The following is a 19,579-nucleotide window of genomic DNA, read 5'->3' as shown; positions in this document are numbered from 1 at the left end:
ACTTCAGTGAAGCTGGTTAAACTATGTTGCTTGGATTTGAGGTGTGCCAATGAGCCTATACCCAGGCGTCCGGCTAAGCTGTTATTAATACTAAACACTAACCTATATAATTAAGAATTGATATGGAAAATAAGAAATTTTTTGCGTTGTGGTTGTTAGCATTTGGTGGATGTACTACGGTAGTTAAACAAAATATGGATACTGAGGATGCTCATTCTGATGTACCTAGTGTTATTGCTAAGGCTATAGCTTGTGGCTCTAAGGGTTCTGCTGGTCCTAAGTGTATTCATGCTTTTATCCAGCAGATGAAGTGTGCTGCTGATAGGCTTGATCAGGCTGATGCAGCGGATACCGCTGCTGTTAATGGTGCTGTTATTATTGCTAAGACTTGTGATGATGCTGTGCGTGCTGCTAAGATTGGTTCTGCTGCTCGTGCTGCTGCTGCTCGTGCTGCTGCTGCTCGTGCTGCTGCTGCTCGTGCTGCTGCCGCTCGTGCTGCTGCCGCTAATGATTTTGACTCTGTGTCTGTTTTCAATACGTTCGTGGATAGTGCTAATGCTGTTTCTACCGCTGCTCGTGCTGTTGCTGATGCACTTCGTATTAATAATTTGAGTGATGTTCCTAAGGATGCTGCTACCGCTGCTCGTAATGCCGCTGAAGCTTTAAAGTTTTTATTGGTCTGCAAGTAGCATAGAAATCCTTATAGCTTGGATTTGATGGTGTTTATTCAGTCGGCTGGCAAATAAAATATAATTTTAATTGAGCTTTGCTGTGTGCCAACTTTATTGGCGGCCATGAACGCTTTAAATGGGCGCAATGGAAGCAAACGCCCATTAAAATGATAGGTATCTGTTTCAGTCATTGTTTTTTTACATTAAAAGAACAACGCCCCTGAAAAAAGTCGCGGTTTAGAAAATGGCATTTTACAGATGATTAGGAAAAACAGTTTCCTTTGAAGCCCCCAAAAGGGGTACTTTCTGTTTTTCCATCTGGAAGATGGCACTTTCAGCGACTTTTTACCGAGGGCTTGATTTTTTGTCCACTTTTTTATCAAGAAAAAAGCTATTATCTTACTATGCAAGTTTTTTAGTCATTTTGTACTCGTTTTTGATACTTTTGACGAAGCTTCTTTTTTGTTGTATAAGCTTATGCGCCAGCTCTAGGAGCTTCCTCATACATGCTACGATAGCCACTTTTTTAGGCTTATATTTACCTACTAATCTATCATAGCATTCTTTTAAATATAGGAACCACTTTTTCCCTGCTAATACAGCCATATACAGTGCATCTCGTGGTATTTTCCTTCCTCCCCTAATAAATCTTTTTCCCTGTTTTTTCCCACTATCAGCCGCATATGGTGCTATACCTACTAAAGCTGATAGTTGATTACTACTGTAGCTTCTATCACCTAATTCAGGTAAAAAACTGACTAATTTAGTGGCTAAACATTTCCCGATTCCTGGAATGGTTTCTAGTATATTAGCCTTTTCGTCTAGATCCTTATCAGTAGTTATGGTTTTATTTAACGCTTTATCAATAATTTTTATTTCTTTTTCTAAAAAATCGATATGCCTTTCTATGCTTTCTTTATCTATATTAGTCTGGCTATGGTGTAACCGTTTCTTTTCATTGCTTAATGTAGCTACCAGCTCTTCTCTTCTTTGTTGTTGCCTTTTAAGCCGATCTGTTGTAATATAATAGCTGTAATTAGCTTTCAATCCCCTTTCCTGTCCATAGCGAGCTAGTTTAAAAGGTAGAGTAGAGCACTGGCGCGGTGAAGTATAGGACCAGGTTTATCCGTGTCCATCGTTTCCGATTTCGTGCCTAAATAACCCAATCTCTCTTTCCCGTTTCCAGCACCCCCCCGTCGCACCGTACGTGAGGTTTTCCCTCATACGGCGCACGGATCGTCTTCTTCGTCTGCATTACGTCCATCTGTATCGCACCCGATAAGCTCCTACATTGACTAATTTGTACACTTTGTGGAGCTTCTCGTCGGGGAGTTCCTTATACCCGTTCTTCCTACTCCCTTTCTTTTTCATGATAAATCTTCTCAGACGCCTGTTTGCATGCCCTTGTACTTTCCTAAATCTCCTAGAACTGGCCGTGTGACGGTAATACTCCGTCCACCCCAGTAAGGATGCGTTTAAGTCTTTAACAATAGTTTCAACACTTTCGTGCAACCGGTTCCGATAGGTCAATTGCGTGACTTTCTTAATAATCCGCTTGATTGCATCAGGTGTAGGATACATATGGGTAACGGGTTTCTGATATCTTGGCGAGTATCCCCTTTTAAAGGCATACCCTAAGAAATTGAAACCTTCTTCGGCCGTGGTCATTCGACTCTTTTCTTCATTGATCGAAAGGCCCAAGCGTTGCAGATACCCACATAAAATACCCAAAATCTTCTCTACCGGTTTATTCGACACTATCACGAGATCGTCCGCATAGCGGACAATCTGTGCATTCCACCCATTCCTTTCGGTCATCCGCTTGACCCATACTGTGTCTAGCAGATTCAGGTATATATTAGAAAGTAAGGGCGAAATGGGGGACCCTTGAGGGGATCCTTGTCGAGTAGCAACTTCTTCGCCTTTAAGGACTCCTGAGCGAAGCCAGGCTTGTATTAACTTTAGAACATACCTATCACTGATTCGCTTTTGAATGACTTTCATAAGCTTATCGTGTGGGATTGAGTCAAAGTATCGCTTCAAATCAATATCTAAAACTTGGGTGAGCCCGTAATTAAGCCATTTATATATTGATAGACTTGCATGGACTGCGGATCGTTTAGGTCGAAACCCAAATGAGCATTCTTGGAAGTCTGCTTCAAAAATTGGCTCTATAACAAGACGGGTTGCAGTTTGTACTAAGCGGTCCTTAATCGTGGGCACTCCCAAGATTCTTATTCCTCCTTTCGGTTTGGGTATTTCCACGCGCTTTGTCTTATTGCTTCGGTAGCTTCCTGATTCCAGTTCTTTTTGAACTTGTCCAAGAAACGCTTCTTCCCCTTGTTCTTTGATTTGTTCTATTGTTATTCCATCTATGCCTGGTGCCCCGTGATTTGCACAAACCTGTTTCCATGAACAGACCAGTACGTCCAATCTATATATTTTGTCATGAAGGGTGTAGAAGCTGCGTTTAGGATTAGACTTAGCAGATCGATAAAGTTCTCGCTGCAGTTCTCGGACGCTTTGTGCCATGTGGTTACCTTGCGGAATCATGGTATCTTTCCCTGTTTTGAAAACATGACGAAACTGAAGATCCTTCGCTCCGGTAAGGTTTTGTTGTCCTTGCCATCTTCACTACTACTATCTTCCCGACTTCCTGCACAGCATCGGAACGAACTTCGACTTGCGCCTTATATCCTTCCTTACTCTTGGAACTTAAAGACCGTGCAGGATCTCCCACGTTTCTCCTCCTTTCTTTCCTACGTGCCGCCCCTGCTACGCCGGGAGATAAGTGACGGTTATTGACCTGTTATCTTTCCGTCACTTTACAGCTTTCGCCCACCAGACGAGAGGCTCAGCATCTCCAATTCCCAGATTTCTCTGGTAAGACCTTCACGGCGCTACATATAGGTTCCTTGCGTACGGCCCGCAGTTTGCGTAGCTCCTTGTACAGAGCCGTCGTCGAGTGGCTTCATCTACAAAAATTACTCTTTATAGATGCACTCCTCGCTACCTGGCCAACAGGCCTATTGCCAGGGTGGGACTTGCACCCACTAGAAAGGAGGCCTTCGTGGCACGCCATCCTTTATATCTTTTTTATTTTTAGATACAACATAAGAATCTAAGTATTTTAGGTATTTTATGATCCATTTAAAAAGTTTTTTATACCCTTTATTGGGTACAGATAAAAGATGAAACGGAGTATTTCCGTTGTTATCTTGCGTTTCTAACATTTCTAACATTGAAATTAGATTTGTATACAAAATGGAAGGTTCCAATTCAGGTATGCTATCAGGGGCAAGAAAACACTTTTTTATAGCACTAACATTCTGCTCTACGATTGCAGTATGAAGATTAGGATTTTTATATTCTAATGTTGTAGTGTGGTTTGAATCATTAAAAGATCGCTCAGAATAGGGCGAGTTAGGTGTTCCTTCTGCGTAATTAGACTTGACTATGCTATTACAACCGTATATAAAGCATGCCAAAAATAGACAGTACAAAAAAGAGTATAAATCCTTGTTATAAAATCTATTTCTTACTAAATTTAAGTGATGGTACATTGGGTAATTTAATTTAATTGAATGCCTTCAGTATGTTAGAACGAGTTATCTCTTTGTACCTAACTGCAAAACAGCAAAACCTAAATCCTTTCAAAGAACTCAAAAAAATAATCCAGGAAAAAACACACTCCAAAACCGAAATCAAATTCCTGCCACAGGCGTGAACGGAAACAAATCAAGATACATTAGCCACTTGCTATAGATCATGAAATATTAAAAAGTGGCAGCTGATTATGCTTTGCATAGCCCTTTATGCTAAGCTAGTATAAGTCTGGATAATGTTCCCAGACTGGATTGTGCAAGTATAGGTAAAAATTTCTAAAAAATCAAAAAAGTAGAAAGAAAAGTATATTTTAAAGCCTAGCTCTAGGGGCTTCAATTTTGTAAAGTTTTCGTTTTCTATTGGCTCGCTTTAAGATTTTTACTACTTCTAGGTTGCTGGCTAAGTCAAGAGCGGTCTTTCCACTTTTGTCTTTTTCATCTACCTTAGTCCTTAGATTCTTAATTAAAAGTTGGACTACCTCTTCGTGCCCATATTTAGATGCTAGATGAAGGGGGGTAGAGCCATATTTATTTTTTATATTGACATCAATATTTTCAGCACTCAGTAATAATTCAACTACTGCTGAATAACCTAGCTTCGATGCAACATGAAGAGGAGCAGTTCCATAATTAGTTTGTTTATTTGGATCAGCCCTTCCATCTTCAATCAAGACCTTGACTACTAATGGGAGATTTTCTTCTGATGCAAGATAAAGAGCGATACGTTCCGATTTATCTGTTACGTTGACATCACCTATTGCATTAATTAACCGGTGAAAAAGCTGCATCTCACCCTTATCTTCTACGTTAAGTTTTAACGCTGCCCAATGTAAAGGGGTAAAGCCCTCTTTATCTAATATCTCTAATGATGCTCTGTGGTTATCAATGAACCATTTTTTCTTCTGGAGCTAGACCAGGAATCCACTTTTTAACTGAGTTAGGAAGCATTTTATTTAAACCTGATTTTATAGAAGATCCTATACTTGCCCAAGAGGTTATAGGAATTAACAAGCATAAACAGACCACACCATATTGTTTAAATTTATTCATTTTTCTATTGGTTTAAGGAAATAAATCTTACCAAAGAACACTTCTGGACCATTGCACTGGACATAAGAAAAATAATAGTTAATATAGAACTCCTGGGTATAGGCTCTTCTTATAGGGTAGCTGTTCCTCTAAAGGATATCCTTTTGTATACCTTATCAAAAAAAAGCAGCCAGCTTTATATCCGATGGATAACTAACTTAGTATTTTATTCAGAAATAGGACTTCCTTATTTATTTCGTAGCTTATCATCTTCAACTATTTAATGCTTCTTCGTAAGCTATCTTTATGACAGAAAGATTAAAACATGATGGACTAGTTAAAAGAATCCTTGCCGATCCAATAGCTGCCCAGGAGTTTCTCAGCCATTATTTATCAGAGTCTTGTAAATCATTATTGGATCTAAACACGATTAAGGTTGAATAAGCTTCTTTGCTGGGGATGGGCTGAAAAATAGAATGGAAAAGTTTTCCAGTGGCAAATGGCTGTTGTTTCTCTGGGGTGTTGTTGCATTAGGATTTATCTGTTTTGAATATTTGCCTTTAAGACAAGGATATAAGGCATGTGCTTTTTTGATGCTTGTAGGTATCTCTTGTATACCATTTTTCTTTCCTAATACGCATAAACCCTCTATAAAAGAAGATACCATCAAGTTAAAAAAGCCTACAAAATTCAATAGAAATTCACCTTTTAGCATTGCTTTGCCTACTAAAAATGGGTTACTACCTATTAATAACCCCCAGAGGGGGTTCCAAGTTCGGTTCTAACATGATCTTAGCAACTGCTTGGGCAATTCTATCCATTACAGTAGGAACGCCTAGTATTCTTTCTCCTCCTTGTTTCTTTGGTATAGGTACCGCTTTAACAGGTGGGGGAAAGTAGCTCCCAGATGACATCCGATTCCAGATCTTATAAAGATTCCCTTTAAGATTTCTTTCAAATTCTTCAATCGTTTTACCATCTACACCAGCTGCGCCTGCATTAGCCTTTATGTTTTGATAGGCTTGCATCACCACATGCTTTGATATTTCATACGACTTTACTTTATTCATAGGTTCCTCCCATCGTACAATGGTTGATCTATTAATATCGTTGAATAAGTCAGCCCCTTTGCTCCATTTCCATTACAGAAACTTCTTCACTACTACGGGCTGATCCGTCCCTGTATATTCCATCAGTACTCTATCCCTTGAAACAAGTTTGCCCTTGGGAGTCTCCCTTAACATGAATATGACAGGTTCCCGCAGTTCCATGGAAAAGCCAAAATTAAAGTCACGCCATCTAAATGCCGGATACCATCCTCTCAGTAAACAGGTTGCTAGAGGACTCCTCCCAGAACGGATCAAAATGCTGGTTTTGATATCATCCGAGTTCTTTTCGACACGTCTTCAACGGTTTACTTGCGTTCGTCTCTTTAATTCACATCTGATGCCATTCAAAGCCAACATCTTTTCCTCAACGCTCACGACCATGGCTTTTTACCACAGCCGCTTGAGGTGATTTAGAGCCAGCTCCTGTAAACAGACTCTGAAGGGCCTGCCTTCATCTCTTCCATAGCTGTACTGTATTTAAAGAAGTTATTTACATTTCTAACTCCACTGCATACATCTGCGGCACACTGAAGCCCAAAAACCAACCGATGCTGGTTTTACCTTTAGTAGCAATTGATTTAAAAACCTTGTGAGAATAGGCTCTTTTGATATTACAAACCTTGATGGCCGTGGAATCCATAAAGTAATAGCCTGTTTCTTTTTTAGGCAGATTTTGTGTGAAAAAAAATAAAGGAACCAGGGCTCTTAGAATGAATTCTATGAACCTATTGTAACTTACTAGTTTACTAAACTCATTAGCATGGAACTGTTGTAAATGAAGATAATAAGTCTTAAAATTTTTAAAACCAATTATGTGAAACGTAATAATAATGGTCATTATCTCGCTCAAATTCAGTGAACATGTTCTAGTTGGTTTTCTTTGTGATGTGGTTAACAAATGTTTTTCCATATAAGGAAGCAGATAGTAGCGTAAATAGGAAATCTGAACCAGGAAACTGAAAACGAGCCGTATCACTTAGACCAGCTAAACCATTTGCAACTGGTAGGAGAAATGAGCTGGAAACTGCAGAGAAAAATTCTACATTATATGTACATTTATATGATACAAAAGCTAAATCCAATTAATCTCATATGAACAAACCTAAATTACCACTAGGGGTTAGTAATTTTCATAAGTTGGTATCTAACGATTACCTCTTTTGTGATAAGACATCCATGCTTGTTGATTTCCTGAGCAAGGGTGATGAAGTTACCCTAATTACTCGTCCTCGTCGTTGGGGCAAGACGCTCAATATGTCTATGTTGCACCATTTTTTTGCTTCAGAAGTAAATGGGGTAAGTACAACAGGCTTATTTAATGATTTAGCGATTGGTAAGCTAGAAGGTGGTAAATACATTAAGGAGCATCAAGGAAAGTACCCTGTCATTATGATCAGTTTTAAGGATATAAATGCAGATAGTTTTCAAGGGGCATATGATTCCGTTTATTTATTAATAAAGAAGCTTTATGGATTATTCGAGTATTTACTTGAAAGTGATAAACTTAATTCGGATCAAAGATATGAATTTAGTGCAATTTTAAATAGGATGGCTAATCAACGACAGCTAGAAAAATCTTTAGAATTGCTCAGTACTTGTCTTTTTAATTATCATGGCCAAAAGGTGTATATCCTTATAGATGAGTACGATACACCATTGAATAAGGCATATGGTAATCAACCGTATTTGGATGCTATGGTCGTATTTATGCGTAACCTGTTTAGTGCTGCTTTAAAAGACAATACTACACTAGAACGAGGCGTATTAACCGGTATATTAAGGGTTTCAAAGGATAGTATGTTATCTGGGTTGAATAACCTAGAGACCTATACTTTGCTAGATGAAGAATATAGTAGTCACTTTGGCTTTAGCGAAGCCGAAGTTTCCTCTTTATTTCAAGAAACGAATCTTAGTACTTCCATGGATGAAGTAAAAAATTGGTACAATGGGTATAAAGTAGGCAACTTGGTGATGTATAATCCATGGTCTATTATTTCTTGTATCAATAGATCGGGTCGTTTTGATGTCTATTGGGTTAATACGGGTAATAATGATTTAATCAAGCAGTTGATTCTTTCTTCTAACGAAAGTCTTAAAGAACAATTCGAACAATTAATGCAAGGAGAAGCTTTAACGGTTCCTGTAGATAAGCATCTTGCTTTTGATTTGTTAGGTACGAATGAAACTGCTTTATGGAGCTTACTCTTATTTGCTGGCTATTTAACCTTTGAAACAAGTAACCTGAGTTTAGATAGTGATTTATACGATTGTATAGTTAAGGTTCCCAATAATGAAATACGTAGACTCTACAATAGGTTCTTTAAAGAATGGTTGAGCAGTAAGTTTGTTGACCAAGGAGTTTATACTTCTTTTTTAGAACATTTAGTAACTGGAACAGTATCTCTTTTTGTGGAAGAACTAAGCTTTTTTTTACGCCAAAGTGCTAGTTGTTTTGACACACAATTTTCTAGAAAATCAGAAGGATTTTACCATGGTTTTGTACTGGCTATGTTGGCAAGCTTGGGTAGAACCCATTATGTACGGTCCAATAGAGAGAGCGGTCTAGGTCGTTATGATGTATTAATTATTCCTAAAGATGGCCCCAAAGCGCTCCTATTGGAATTTAAGCATGTGCGTAAAGAAGAAGAACTAGAAACTGCAGCTAAACTTGCCTTATCGCAAATACAAGATCAAGCCTATCATACTGAAATATTACACTATCCGCATGTCCAAGAAGTAGTAGAAGTCGGTATTGCTTTTTCTGGGAAATCAGTTCTAGCTGCTTATGCCAGTTATGATCTGGTTGGTAAAAATCCTGGTAAAGTAATGCTAACGAATAAATATGTCCAGGAAGACGGGTATGAGTAGGCTAATAATACAGACCATAATATGTTAGGTTAGGGTTTTATAATGGACTGAAAAAATCGGACAAAAATCTTTTACTTTATTTTCTGTAGATTTTATTTTTAGAGTTTTAAAATATAGATATCAGATGGGCAGAAATAAGCTTAGAAATTTTAGCTCGGAAGAAAAGACTAAAATAGTATTAGATTTACTAAAAGAAGAGTTAACGTTAGTCTAGTTATCATCCAAATATGGAGTAACTAGTAAAACCATTCAAAATTGGAAACGTCAGTTTTTAGAAAATGCTTCAGTAGCCTTTGATCCACCAAAGGTTGTTAGTGTGTATAGAGACGAAATTAGTGCACTTAAGCATCAAAATGATGAACTTTGCTAAAGCCTGTAGGTAAGGCTACAGTTGAGCGAGATTGGGCGGTGGGAAAGCCAAAGAGCTTGGATTTATTAAGTAAGAAAAGTCTTGAAGGGGTTACAAGAGATACTTTTGGCCCTAAAATCAAATCGGTAATTAGTTCCTTAACAGCCTTTTATAAAAACTCTAAAAGGGAAGTAGCTTATATATTAAAAGATATTTTTAACGTAGATATCAGTTTAGGTAGTGTATCTAACAGCCAAGCTAGAGTAGCTGCAAAGTGCCAAGAAGCTTACCAAGCTATAGAAGCAACGATCAGAGAAAGTAAATTGGTACACATAGATGAGACCTCCCACTTTAATAGCGATAAACGAAATTGGGCCTGGATGATGACCAACCCTATGGCTAGTCTACTTAAGTTAACCCATTCAAGAAGTCGCAAAGTTTTAGAAAGTAGTGGCTTAAATCCTAGAGACCACATTGTTGTCACTGACCGATATGCAGTTTATAATTATTTTCCCAGCACTAATCGACAATTATGTTGGTCACATATAGCTAGAGATTTTGAAAGGTTTGCTCATAGTTGGCACAGTGATGTTAAAGCATTAGGCTTTTACTTAAAGCAAATAGCTAGCGAGCTATTTGCCTTGCATCGATCTTTCTTGAATCAATCTATGGGGTTGGTTACGTTTTTAAGACGCATTAGAAAATTGCGTAAACGGACCTGGTATGGCTTAAAAGCTATTTCCAGGATACCACGTGCTGCACAAGCTAGTCGTGTGGCTAAAAATATAATGCGGGCAGAGCCTATGCTATGGAGATTTTACCAAGATCCAGTCAATGTTCCATTGACCAATAACTTGGCTGAGAGACAAATTAGGCATTACGTGGTATATCGTAAAAATTCTTACTTCACACAATCCGAAAGAGGTAATAGATTCCGTGTGTCCAGAGAGACTAGTATGTACCAGTAGGTGGAAGTCCTACTAGGCCAAAAAGTTAGCAGCCTACAGCTCGAATAGCAGTATCACGAGAAATCAAGATGCTGAAACCTATTGACAGACTTATCTAAAGGGTAAGTGCAGATGATCAGGCCGCAGCGAAAGCGAACACATAGATAGCCTCGAAAGTACCTAGCCCCGAAGGCCGAACTAATGGAATCTTAGTGAAGGCAGCATGTTAAGTCGAAAACTAACTGAAACGACTCAACACTTCGGCGGGGTGATAGTGGCAGCATGATCATAAGGTCATACTAAGTGACTGGAGAAGTCCTCCTTATCCCAGGAAGAAAACTTCTGGAGCATAGTAGACTCTATAACTGGCAGCACCAGGAAGTGAGTCGAAAGATGAGAGGATCGCGGACGGGTGTGTAGTAGTGATGAAGCAGCGTAATGGCTGTGGAGCGAAGGCACCCTGCTAATAACATTTTTCCAACAACAAGTGAAGTAAAGGAAGTATGATAAAGACTCCAATAACATTACAAGATCTGAGAAGGAAAATATATATCAAAGCTAAAGCTGACAAGTCATGGAGGTTTTGGGGAATCTATGTTCATGTATGTAAACTAGAAACATTAAGAACAGCCTATAAACAAGCCAAACAAAACAATGGCTCACCCGGCATAGACGGAGTAACCTTTGAGAAGATAGAGGCTTCAGGTTTGGACGAATTTCTAGCAAACATAAGATCAGAACTTCAATCAAAGACTTACTTCCCTTCAAGGAAAAGGAATGTAATGATTCCCAAGGACAATGGCCATAAAATGAGAAAGCTTTCTATAGCCACTATCAAAGATAGGGTAGTAGAGGGTGCACTAAAACTCATAATGGAAGCCATATTTGAAGCAGACTTTCAACCAGGCTCTTATGGCTACCGGCCTAAACGCAAGGCAGCAGAAGCTATAGAGGCAGTGGCAATAGCTACCCTTACATCAAAGACCAAAGTAATAGATGTGGACCTAAGTTCTTACTTTGACACGATAGGTCATGCAGAACTATTTAAAAAGGTATCCAGGCGTATAAATGATCGAGATGTGATGGGGCTATTGAAACTAATAGTCAAAGCAGGAGGCAAGCGTGGCATAAGCCAAGGCGGCCCCTTATCACCCCTTTTAAGCAACATTTACCTAAATGAGGTTGATACAATGCTAGAAAAGGCTAAACAAGTGAGCTTCCAAATCGATGGGCGCGACCACATGGAGTACGTTAGGTGGGCTGATGATTTGCTCATCCTAATTGATGACCACATAAAATGGAAGTGGCTAGAATTAGGTATTCATAAAAGGCTAAGACAGGAACTGTCTAAAATAAAGGTAACCTTGAATGAAGAAAAGACTAGATTTGTTGATCTAAAACAAGGAGGCACCTTTAGTTTCCTAGGCTTCGATTTTAGAAGAGTCTTGACAAGACGAGGCAAAAACAGCATACTGGAAACGCCTAGAATGAAAGCCCGATCAGCGCTGTTATCGAAACTAAAAGTAATATTCCGTAACCACATATCGCACCCAGTTGGTAGAGTTATAAGACTGATCAACCCGATATTACGCGGCTGGATTAATTACTTTAGGATTGGTAATTCACGCCGGTGTTTTGGCTATATTAAACACTGGGTCGAAAAGAAAGTGAGGCGACATTTAATGCGTGCTCGGAAAAGAAAAGGTTTCGGCTGGGGAAGGTGGAGTAGAAGAGATTTATACGAAAAGATAAAGTTATATAACGATTATCAGATACGTTATCATAAACCTTCGAAAGCAACCACAGCATGATAGGCCATAGGCTTTGTTAAGAAGTTATTAGGAGAGCGTAGTAGGGGAAATCCCTTCGCTACGTTCGACGAGGCGGGAGATGGAAACGGGGGTAAGACTACCGCGCCATTTCTCGACCCTACTGGAAAAAATCATCTCTTTGTATCTAACTTGGAAACAACAAAAACTAAATCCTTACAAACAGCTTAATGCGATAATCGCTTAAAAACCACTCACGTGAACAGAAACATTTATTTTTTGTCTAGGAGCAGTATGGGGCTTACTACTGAAATCTACCAAGCCTGCTTCACCTAGCGCTTCATAACGTTTGAACCATTTACGTAAGGTAAAACGTGAAATATTATAGTGTTGACATACTTTTCCTGCATGGCCTAATTTTTTGTATAAATTCATCCAATTCAAACGCAACATAACCTATAGGAATCACACACTTATTATAAGTCGAAACTTAATCCTACATATTTAGTGTAACAACCTATACGAATCACACACCGGAGGAGTCAAAGGAAGAGGAGTCAAAGGAAATCGTTTAACTGGAAAAAGTTTCAGCTATTTCTATTAGCTAAGCCATTTCCAAAAGCGAGAGTTATCCATAGACTTTTCTAGATCTAATATAAACCGGTTAAGTGAATAGATTTGTCTTGAGCCCATTGCAAGAAATTTGCACGATGATGGTTCTAACGAGGGACGTAAGTGGTAACACTTACGTCTACTCTCTCAGGAATTAAAAAGTTAATCTACCTGTACGTTAAATTTAGTATGCCAGAATCTTTTTTACAAATGATATTTATACTTTTAATGGCCTTAGAGCGCAACCTTTTACATAGTTTTTATGCTGTTTTACCCTTAACTTGATGCCTATAATTCATTGAACTGTATCAGCTATTATTATAGTATAAATGTCATTTGGGTTAACTACCTTTGCTGGAAATTCTTCTAAACACCTATTTATCATTAGTGGATTATGATCACATATCGTTAGCTTTGCACCTCTTTCATAAGCTTTTTTCCCTAAATGAAAACCAACATTTCCTACGCCTTGAATAGCTATATGAACACCGTTGATACTTGTAGTACCATGCTTAAATTCAAATGCAGCTTCAATTCCCCTTATGACACCTTATACTTTAACACCTCTATGGAAACTATGGGAAAACCTCTCAAAATCTCTAGCTATATGTGACCAACAAAGTTGCCTATGGGTGGGTGGAAAGTAATTGTAAACTGCGTATCTATCACTGATCACAATGTGATCTTTAGGATTCAGTCCACTACTTTCTAAAACTTTTCGGCTTCTGGAAGTAGTGAGCTTAAGGAGGCTGGCCATAGCGTTAGTAAACATCCAACCCCAATTTAGTTTACCATTATTATTGTGCCCCGTTTCGTCTATATGCAGTACTTTACTTTGCTTAATGGTTTCTTCTATAGCTTGGTAAGCTGTTTTGCATTTTGAAGCTACCCTAGCCTCGCTATTAGAGATACTACCCAGACTGATATCTAGATTAAAGATATCTTGTAATATACAAGCTACCTCTCGTTTAGAGTTTTTATAAAGGCCAGTCAAAGCGTCTATCACTGATTTGATTTTAGGACCAAAGGCATCTGAGGTAACACCCTTAGGAAGTCTAGCAGTGTAGCGTTTCCCGCATTTTCTACAGCGACCATGCTCCATATGATAACTGATTACATGCGGCTTAATATCGGGTAAATCTACTTTTTGATGAATATAAGGCTTGGAAGATATCGCTACATGACCACCACAGGAACATGAACCTGAAATAGACAACTCGATAACTTCATCTGCTACCATCTTACCACGAGCAGCACCTGCGTGACCAGGTTGACCGGCCTCGTTCACGGGATTAATCTCTTGCGAAAAAGAGAAGTATGAAGGAGTGCTTGCTGTCCTTAGTTCATTTTTTAAAGTTTTAAAAGGCAGTCAGAAGGACTGCAAATTTATCTTTGTCACCGGCGTAACTAAATTTCACCTATCTGGACTTACCTCAGGGGCAAACTCGGCTAATGACATATCATTGCATGAGGATTATGCAGAGATGTTGGGCTATACAGACAAGGATATTGAAAAGTTATTCTTTAATGACAAACACACATATATTAATACAGTCATAATAAATCTAAGGGAAAATTGGTACAAAGGAGAAAGCTATACAGACGAACAATTAAAACAAGAGTTAAAAGATTATTATAACGGCTACTGTTTTAGTCGAAATAAGGGTATCAAGCGGATGTATAATCCAGACTCTATATTGAAATTTTTTCGAGATAAAGCATTTGGTAATTACTGGTCCAACTCTGGTAATCCTGCCATCTTACTACAACAAATAAGAAATGATATCAATAGGTTTACAATCGCTTGGAATAAGTCCAGTCTTGCAATCAATAAGCTGGATTTTGAAAATTTAGCAGGCTCTCTTTCCAAGATACCATTACTCCCTTTAATGTACCAAACAGGTTATCTTACCCTAGATCCTAATGGATTTAAAGAGGACATACGAGAAGATAAAAACGCAACGGACTACTATTTAAAGTTTCCCAATGAAGAGGTAAGATCTGCTTTAAAGTCAACCTTAATTAAGATTATGGACGAAGTCCAGGAGGAAACAGGTAAACAATATAGCACTTCGATTCTTAATACTTTAAGAAATAAAAAGTGGTCTGTCTTTCTTAACTATATTCGAAGTGATTGCTTAGCTAAAGCAGGCTATCGTTTTCTAGATAAAACAGAGAGGAGTTTTCAAAGGGCTTTATATTTATTTCTAAATGGTGTTTTTCATGCAACGCATGATATGCAGACTAGTGCTGAATCCGACAGTGGCATAGGCCGCACAGATATCGTTATGGAGGACCATAGAAACGACCAAAGAGCTGTCTATATCTTTGAGTTAAAAATAGATAGACCAGCGCTGGAGGCTTTAACACAAATACACAGTAAAGATTACAGTATTAAATATGGTTCATGTAGTGAAAAAATCCTGATAGGGATAACCTGTGATGCTGCAAAACTTAATATAACAGAGGCAATTGTTCAAGTACATCAAAAAGATGAGCAAGATAATTTTAGAGAAGTTGTTTATACACACTTTACAGTTGACCAGTCTGGTTATTTTAAAGAGGTAATAAACCAATAGCCAATCATATTAAGAACGTCAATTCGGGATTAGATCATATTTTTAATATGCTAATCAGCATTAAAATAATTTAATGGATTAACGAGTAAATATGAATAGAAAATATCTAGGAAGTAATTTGGGGAAGTGTTCGATTAACTGTGTCAAGTCTGCAAAAAGTTATAATTTAAATAATTAAACATTTAAGGTTTTAGACATGGAAGAACATATGCAGAATGACTACGTTGGTTTAGTAGATTACAAATTTCTGGAGGCAAATATTTTGTCCTCTATCCGTTTAGGTAAGCCATTGACAGGCAAAGGTGGGGCATTAACCCCTCTGATAAAAAGCTTCTAGAGGCGAGTCTAGAAGGTGAGATGGCCCATCATTTGTCTAGTGAGAGGATAGTAAATAATCGAAGGAATGGTAAAAGTTGTAAAACTTTTCGTACAAGCTCTGGTTCCTTTGACTTGGTAACCCCTAGAGATAGAACAGGTAGTTTCGATCCACAAATAGTTAAAAAGCGTCAAACAAATCTTCATCCTGAACTGGAAACCAAGATTTTAAGCATGTTTTCTAGTGGTATGAGCTATAAGTCTATAGCCGCTCATATTGAAGAAATCTATGATCATAAAGTATCAGCTGCTGAAATATCGGCTATTACAGATAGCTTATTGCCAGTAATAAATGAATGGCGTAACCGTCCTCTTCAATCGGTCTACCCCATAGTTTTTATGGATGGTATGTTTTTTAAGGTTAAAGAAGATGGGAAATGTGTAAGTAAATGTCTGTATACCTTATTAGGCATAGATCAAGAGGGTAAAAAAGAAGTGTTAGGCTTCTATTTATCTGAAAGTGAGGGAGCTAATTTCTGGTTAGGTGTACTCAACGAGCTTAAGGCAAGGGGTGTAGAAGATATCCTTATTGCCTGTGTTGATGGACTAAAAAGCTTCCCTGCAGCCATTAATAACGCTTTTCCCAATGCACAGGTGCAGGTCTGTGTAGTACACCAGATACGCAATTCCATCAAGTATGTAGCTAGCAAAGATGTAAAACGTTTTTTAACTGATTTAAAGCAAGTATATCAAGCTTCAAATAAGGAAGTTGCAGAACATTATCTATTGGAATTAGAAGAAAAATGGGGAGAAAAGTATCCAATGGTTATCAAATCTTGGCAAAACAACTGGGAGCATTTGTCTGGTTACTTTAAATATTCAGATCCTGTCAGAAGGCTAATTTATACGACCAATCCAATAGAAAGCCTCCATAGACAAATTAGACAGTTTACCAAAACAAAAGGGGCATTTACCAGTGTCAATGCTTTGTATAAATCAGTATATTGCGCTATCAAGAAGATGGAGGATAAATGGACTATGCCGCTCAGAAACTGGGCACTGACCATATCTCAGATAGACATCTTTTTTCCTGGAAGAGTCAAATCTGAGTTGACGTGAAGCCCGAAACTGACACAGTTAATTGAACACTTCCGATCCATATTCAGTCTATTTCTCCTTGGGCATACGATTTAACCTACTAGATACTATTTATAATATTTCCGAGAAGAAGTACCTGGGCTATCCCGATTTTATTGCTACAATACTCCATGAATTCGCTCATTTTTGGATAGATAGTGAACAAAAGAAACATTTTCGTAATCGATGTTGTTATTTTACATATGCTAATTCGGGACTATATTTAGCTCAGTATGCATTGTTCCCTACGGAACCATTGATGTTGAATGAATTCAAGGATTTACCTTCTAATAAAGCAATACGAGGCTGTCCTAAGGATAAATTATCTCAAACTAAAAAAAATCTCCTCAAAAAAGGGGCATTCTTTACAAAGTATGCAAGTACTAATCCTTTAGAAGACTCTGCTGAGACTTTTGTCTATTTTGTTCTCGCTAATGCCCCACCGAAACCAGGTGTTAGCGAAGCAAATGACAAGGTCCTACTTTTTTATAAAGACAAAAAAATGGTCAAAATCAGGCAATCTATTCGCAATAATTTCAAGAGGCTAGGCATTTATCCTAATATGACTGCGGATGAAATCAAGAAATTACTCACCCGGCTACAAACCTATAATCCCAATTAGTTGATCAAGCTAGATTATTTTGGTATAACTTTATCCATTTAGAAACTATGCTACTTATTGGTTCTATTACGAAACAGAACGTCCACAACCGACCATCCATAAGCTACTTTTTTCACCTTTATCAGGTATCTATTCAGTTGTATGACCACCTTAGCCCCGAAACAAGAAAAAAGTTGCAGACATCATCCTCCTAACAATCATATTTCAGATTTTTTGCAGATCTTTGCTACATCTAATAATGCTGCATATGTACGAAAACGCACCTTCTTAATGCTTACACCCATGACGCATCCAAAACGCTATACGGTTACCGCTGCACTGCCCTATGCCAATGGGCCGATTCATTTAGGCCATGTAGCAGGAGCCTATCTGCCTGCTGATATATATGTTCGGTATTTAAGGCAAAAAGGGGCTGCTGTTGTCTTTATCAGTGGGTCTGATGAACATGGCGTGCCCGTGGTGATTCGTGCGCAACAAGAGGGGGTTACGCCTCAACAAGTGGTAGATAAATACTATACCCTGATTAAAGAATCGCTGCAGGGGTTGGGTATTAGCTTTGATATCTTTGCCAGAACTTCCTCGCCTACCCATTATGAGACTGCGACTGACTTTTTTAAGGAGCTGCATCAAAAAGGCATATTTGAGGTATATGAAACGGAGCAATTCTATGATCCGGCTGGTCAGCAGTTTCTATCTGATCGCTATATCAAAGGCAGCTGTCCCAGCTGTCATCACCCCAATGCCTATGGAGATCAATGTGAAGCATGTGGCCGAACACTGAGTCCAGAGGAGTTGATAAATCCCATTTCTGCCATTAGCGGTGCAAAGCCTATTTTAAAAGCAACCAAGCATTGGTATCTACCCTTAGATAAGTATGAAAGCTGGCTTAAGAAATGGATTTTAGAAGACCATAAAGATTTTAAAACCAATGTATATGGTCAATGCAAAGGTTGGTTAGACCAAGGGTTGCAACCGCGTGCTGTAACACGAGATTTAACTTGGGGCATTCCTGTGCCACTGCCTGAAGGAAAAGGGAAGGTCCTTTATGTCTGGTTTGAGGCACCGATTGGCTATATTAGCGCAACTAAAGAGTGGGCAAAAGCGCAACAGATTGATTGGGAGCCTTTTTGGAAAGATCCAGCTACCAAGCTGGTTCATTTTCTTGGCAAGGATAATATTGTCTTTCATTGTATTATTTTCCCTGTGATGCTCAAAGCGCATGGTCAGTTTATTTTGCCTCAACAGGTTCCAGCCAATGAATTTTTAAATTTAGAGGGCCAAAAACTTTCTACCTCCCGTGGCCATGCGGTATGGCTCCATGAGTACTTACAAACCTTTCCAGCAGATGTATTGCGGTATGTGCTCTGTACCATTGCGCCAGAAAACAAAGACAGCGACTTTACATGGCAAGACTTCCAGGATAAAAATAACCGTGAGTTGGTCGCTAATCTAGGTAATTTGGTCCATAGAACGTTTAGTTTGGTCCATCAACATTTTGGTGGTTTGGTGCCGCCTTATATGGCACCTAATGCAGCAGATCAAGCTTTATTGACTGCCTTAACGGCTTCTTTTAGTGAAGTAGGTCATGCTATAGAGCAGTTTAAATTTAAAGAAGCCCTCCAATTGTGCATGAGTTACGCTACATTAGGCAATAAATATTTAACCGATAGGAGACCATGGCATTTGGTCAAAAGCAACCCAGAAGAAGCGGGAACGGTATTGCATACCACGCTGCAATTGATTGCTACTGTAACCTTATTGATCAGACCATTTTTACCGGTTACAAGTGATAAAATGGCGCATATGTTGGGGTTAAAAGCAACAGGTTGGGGGAATGTGGCCCATCTCGTACAATCCGGTGATCCCTTGTCACCTCCTATCTTGTTGTTTGAAAAAATTGAAGATGATAGTATTGAAGCACAACGGGAAAAATTAAAAAATCTTTCTACGGATGTAATAGGGTAATG

Annotated in this window: 17 protein-coding genes and 2 pseudogenes; 9 read left to right on the top strand and 10 right to left on the bottom strand. The window is 38.6% G+C overall.

Annotated features, from left to right (window positions below; genetic code table 11):
* The first annotated feature begins 122 nt into the window (after positions 1 to 122).
* Positions 123 to 689: a hypothetical protein gene (locus tag CE557_RS01355; protein ID WP_114909830.1), complete on the top strand. Its 567-nt coding sequence runs from the start codon at positions 123 to 125 to the stop codon at positions 687 to 689.
* Between the two features lie 384 nt (positions 690 to 1,073).
* On the opposite strand, the gene CE557_RS01350 is transcribed toward CE557_RS01355, so the two are convergent.
* The 5 genes from CE557_RS01350 to CE557_RS05015 all read right to left on the bottom strand — a co-directional run bounded on the left by CE557_RS01350 (position 1,074) and on the right by CE557_RS05015 (position 5,326).
* Positions 1,074 to 1,718: a transposase gene (locus CE557_RS01350; protein WP_114909767.1), complete on the bottom strand. Its 645-nt coding sequence runs from the start codon at positions 1,716 to 1,718 to the stop codon at positions 1,074 to 1,076.
* A gap of 207 nt (positions 1,719 to 1,925) precedes the next feature.
* Positions 1,926 to 3,224 (bottom strand): group II intron reverse transcriptase/maturase, encoded by a 1,299-nt coding sequence (gene ltrA, locus CE557_RS01345; protein WP_114909766.1) that lies wholly within the window; start codon positions 3,222 to 3,224, stop codon positions 1,926 to 1,928.
* Between the two features lie 500 nt (positions 3,225 to 3,724).
* Positions 3,725 to 4,159 (bottom strand): hypothetical protein, encoded by a 435-nt coding sequence (locus CE557_RS01340; protein ID WP_162789930.1) that lies wholly within the window; start codon positions 4,157 to 4,159, stop codon positions 3,725 to 3,727.
* A 428-nt stretch (positions 4,160 to 4,587) separates the two neighbouring features.
* On the bottom strand, positions 4,588 to 5,136 hold the full coding sequence (locus CE557_RS01335; RefSeq protein ID WP_223245931.1) for an ankyrin repeat domain-containing protein: 549 nt from the start codon (positions 5,134 to 5,136) through the stop codon (positions 4,588 to 4,590).
* Positions 5,137 to 5,158: 22 nt separating this feature from the next.
* Positions 5,159 to 5,326, bottom strand: coding sequence for a hypothetical protein (locus CE557_RS05015; RefSeq protein ID WP_162789928.1), 168 nt, complete (start codon positions 5,324 to 5,326; stop codon positions 5,159 to 5,161).
* A gap of 285 nt (positions 5,327 to 5,611) precedes the next feature.
* On the opposite strand from CE557_RS05015, the gene CE557_RS05265 reads away from it, so the two are divergent.
* Positions 5,612 to 5,749 (top strand): Rpn family recombination-promoting nuclease/putative transposase, encoded by a 138-nt coding sequence (locus tag CE557_RS05265; RefSeq protein ID WP_114909827.1) that lies wholly within the window; start codon positions 5,612 to 5,614, stop codon positions 5,747 to 5,749.
* On the opposite strand, the gene CE557_RS01325 is transcribed toward CE557_RS05265, so the two are convergent.
* The 3 genes and pseudogenes from CE557_RS01325 to CE557_RS01315 all read right to left on the bottom strand — a co-directional run.
* Positions 5,736 to 6,020 (bottom strand): hypothetical protein, encoded by a 285-nt coding sequence (locus CE557_RS01325; RefSeq protein ID WP_114909826.1) that lies wholly within the window; start codon positions 6,018 to 6,020, stop codon positions 5,736 to 5,738. The genes CE557_RS05265 and CE557_RS01325 overlap by 14 nt on opposite strands.
* A 25-nt stretch (positions 6,021 to 6,045) precedes the next feature.
* Positions 6,046 to 6,375, bottom strand: coding sequence for an RNA-dependent RNA polymerase family protein (locus tag CE557_RS01320; RefSeq protein ID WP_114909825.1), 330 nt, complete (start codon positions 6,373 to 6,375; stop codon positions 6,046 to 6,048).
* A gap of 562 nt (positions 6,376 to 6,937) precedes the next feature.
* A pseudogene (locus tag CE557_RS01315) lies at positions 6,938 to 7,324 on the bottom strand (transposase); the annotation flags it as partial.
* Between the two features lie 182 nt (positions 7,325 to 7,506).
* Between CE557_RS01315 and CE557_RS01310 the strand changes: the two are divergent.
* The 3 genes from CE557_RS01310 to ltrA (CE557_RS01300) all read left to right on the top strand — a co-directional run bounded on the left by CE557_RS01310 (position 7,507) and on the right by ltrA (CE557_RS01300) (position 12,389).
* Entirely contained in the window at positions 7,507 to 9,282 is a 1,776-nt protein-coding gene (locus tag CE557_RS01310) for an AAA family ATPase (RefSeq protein WP_114909824.1), read from the top strand.
* A 363-nt stretch (positions 9,283 to 9,645) separates the two neighbouring features.
* Complete coding sequence (gene tnpC / locus CE557_RS05145) at positions 9,646 to 10,599, top strand: IS66 family transposase (protein ID WP_114909823.1); 954 nt, start codon at positions 9,646 to 9,648, stop codon at positions 10,597 to 10,599.
* Between the two features lie 482 nt (positions 10,600 to 11,081).
* Positions 11,082 to 12,389, top strand: coding sequence for a group II intron reverse transcriptase/maturase (ltrA, locus tag CE557_RS01300; protein ID WP_114909822.1), 1,308 nt, complete (start codon positions 11,082 to 11,084; stop codon positions 12,387 to 12,389).
* 201 nt (positions 12,390 to 12,590) lie between these two features.
* Here ltrA (CE557_RS01300) and CE557_RS01295 read toward each other — a convergent pair whose 3' ends face one another.
* The gene (locus CE557_RS01295) at positions 12,591 to 12,800 is read right to left on the bottom strand and encodes a helix-turn-helix domain-containing protein (protein ID WP_223245910.1); all 210 of its coding nucleotides are present in this window, start codon (positions 12,798 to 12,800) and stop codon (positions 12,591 to 12,593) included.
* Positions 12,801 to 13,509: 709 nt separating this feature from the next.
* Positions 13,510 to 14,247: an IS66 family transposase gene (locus tag CE557_RS01285; protein WP_162789927.1), complete on the bottom strand. Its 738-nt coding sequence runs from the start codon at positions 14,245 to 14,247 to the stop codon at positions 13,510 to 13,512.
* 37 nt (positions 14,248 to 14,284) lie between these two features.
* Here CE557_RS01285 and CE557_RS01280 point away from each other — a divergent pair, with 37 nt between their 5' ends.
* From CE557_RS01280 to metG, 4 genes and pseudogenes are all read left to right on the top strand, one after another.
* Positions 14,285 to 15,538, top strand: a complete 1,254-nt coding sequence (locus CE557_RS01280) for a PD-(D/E)XK nuclease domain-containing protein (RefSeq protein WP_114909820.1) — start codon at positions 14,285 to 14,287, stop codon at positions 15,536 to 15,538.
* 208 nt (positions 15,539 to 15,746) lie between these two features.
* Positions 15,747 to 16,972: pseudogene (locus CE557_RS01275) on the top strand (IS256 family transposase).
* A gap of 277 nt (positions 16,973 to 17,249) precedes the next feature.
* Entirely contained in the window at positions 17,250 to 17,612 is a 363-nt protein-coding gene (locus CE557_RS05010) for a hypothetical protein (RefSeq protein WP_162789926.1), read from the top strand.
* A 282-nt stretch (positions 17,613 to 17,894) separates the two neighbouring features.
* Complete coding sequence (gene metG, locus CE557_RS01265) at positions 17,895 to 19,577, top strand: methionine--tRNA ligase (protein WP_114910461.1); 1,683 nt, start codon at positions 17,895 to 17,897, stop codon at positions 19,575 to 19,577.
* Positions 19,578 to 19,579 lie beyond the last annotated feature (2 nt).

The sequence above is a fragment of the Cardinium endosymbiont of Sogatella furcifera genome (assembly GCF_003351905.1).
In the GTDB taxonomy this organism is placed as follows: domain Bacteria; phylum Bacteroidota; class Bacteroidia; order Cytophagales; family Amoebophilaceae; genus Cardinium.
Note: the sequence above shows the minus strand (reverse complement) of the source record. Positions and strands in the feature narration are given on the sequence as shown.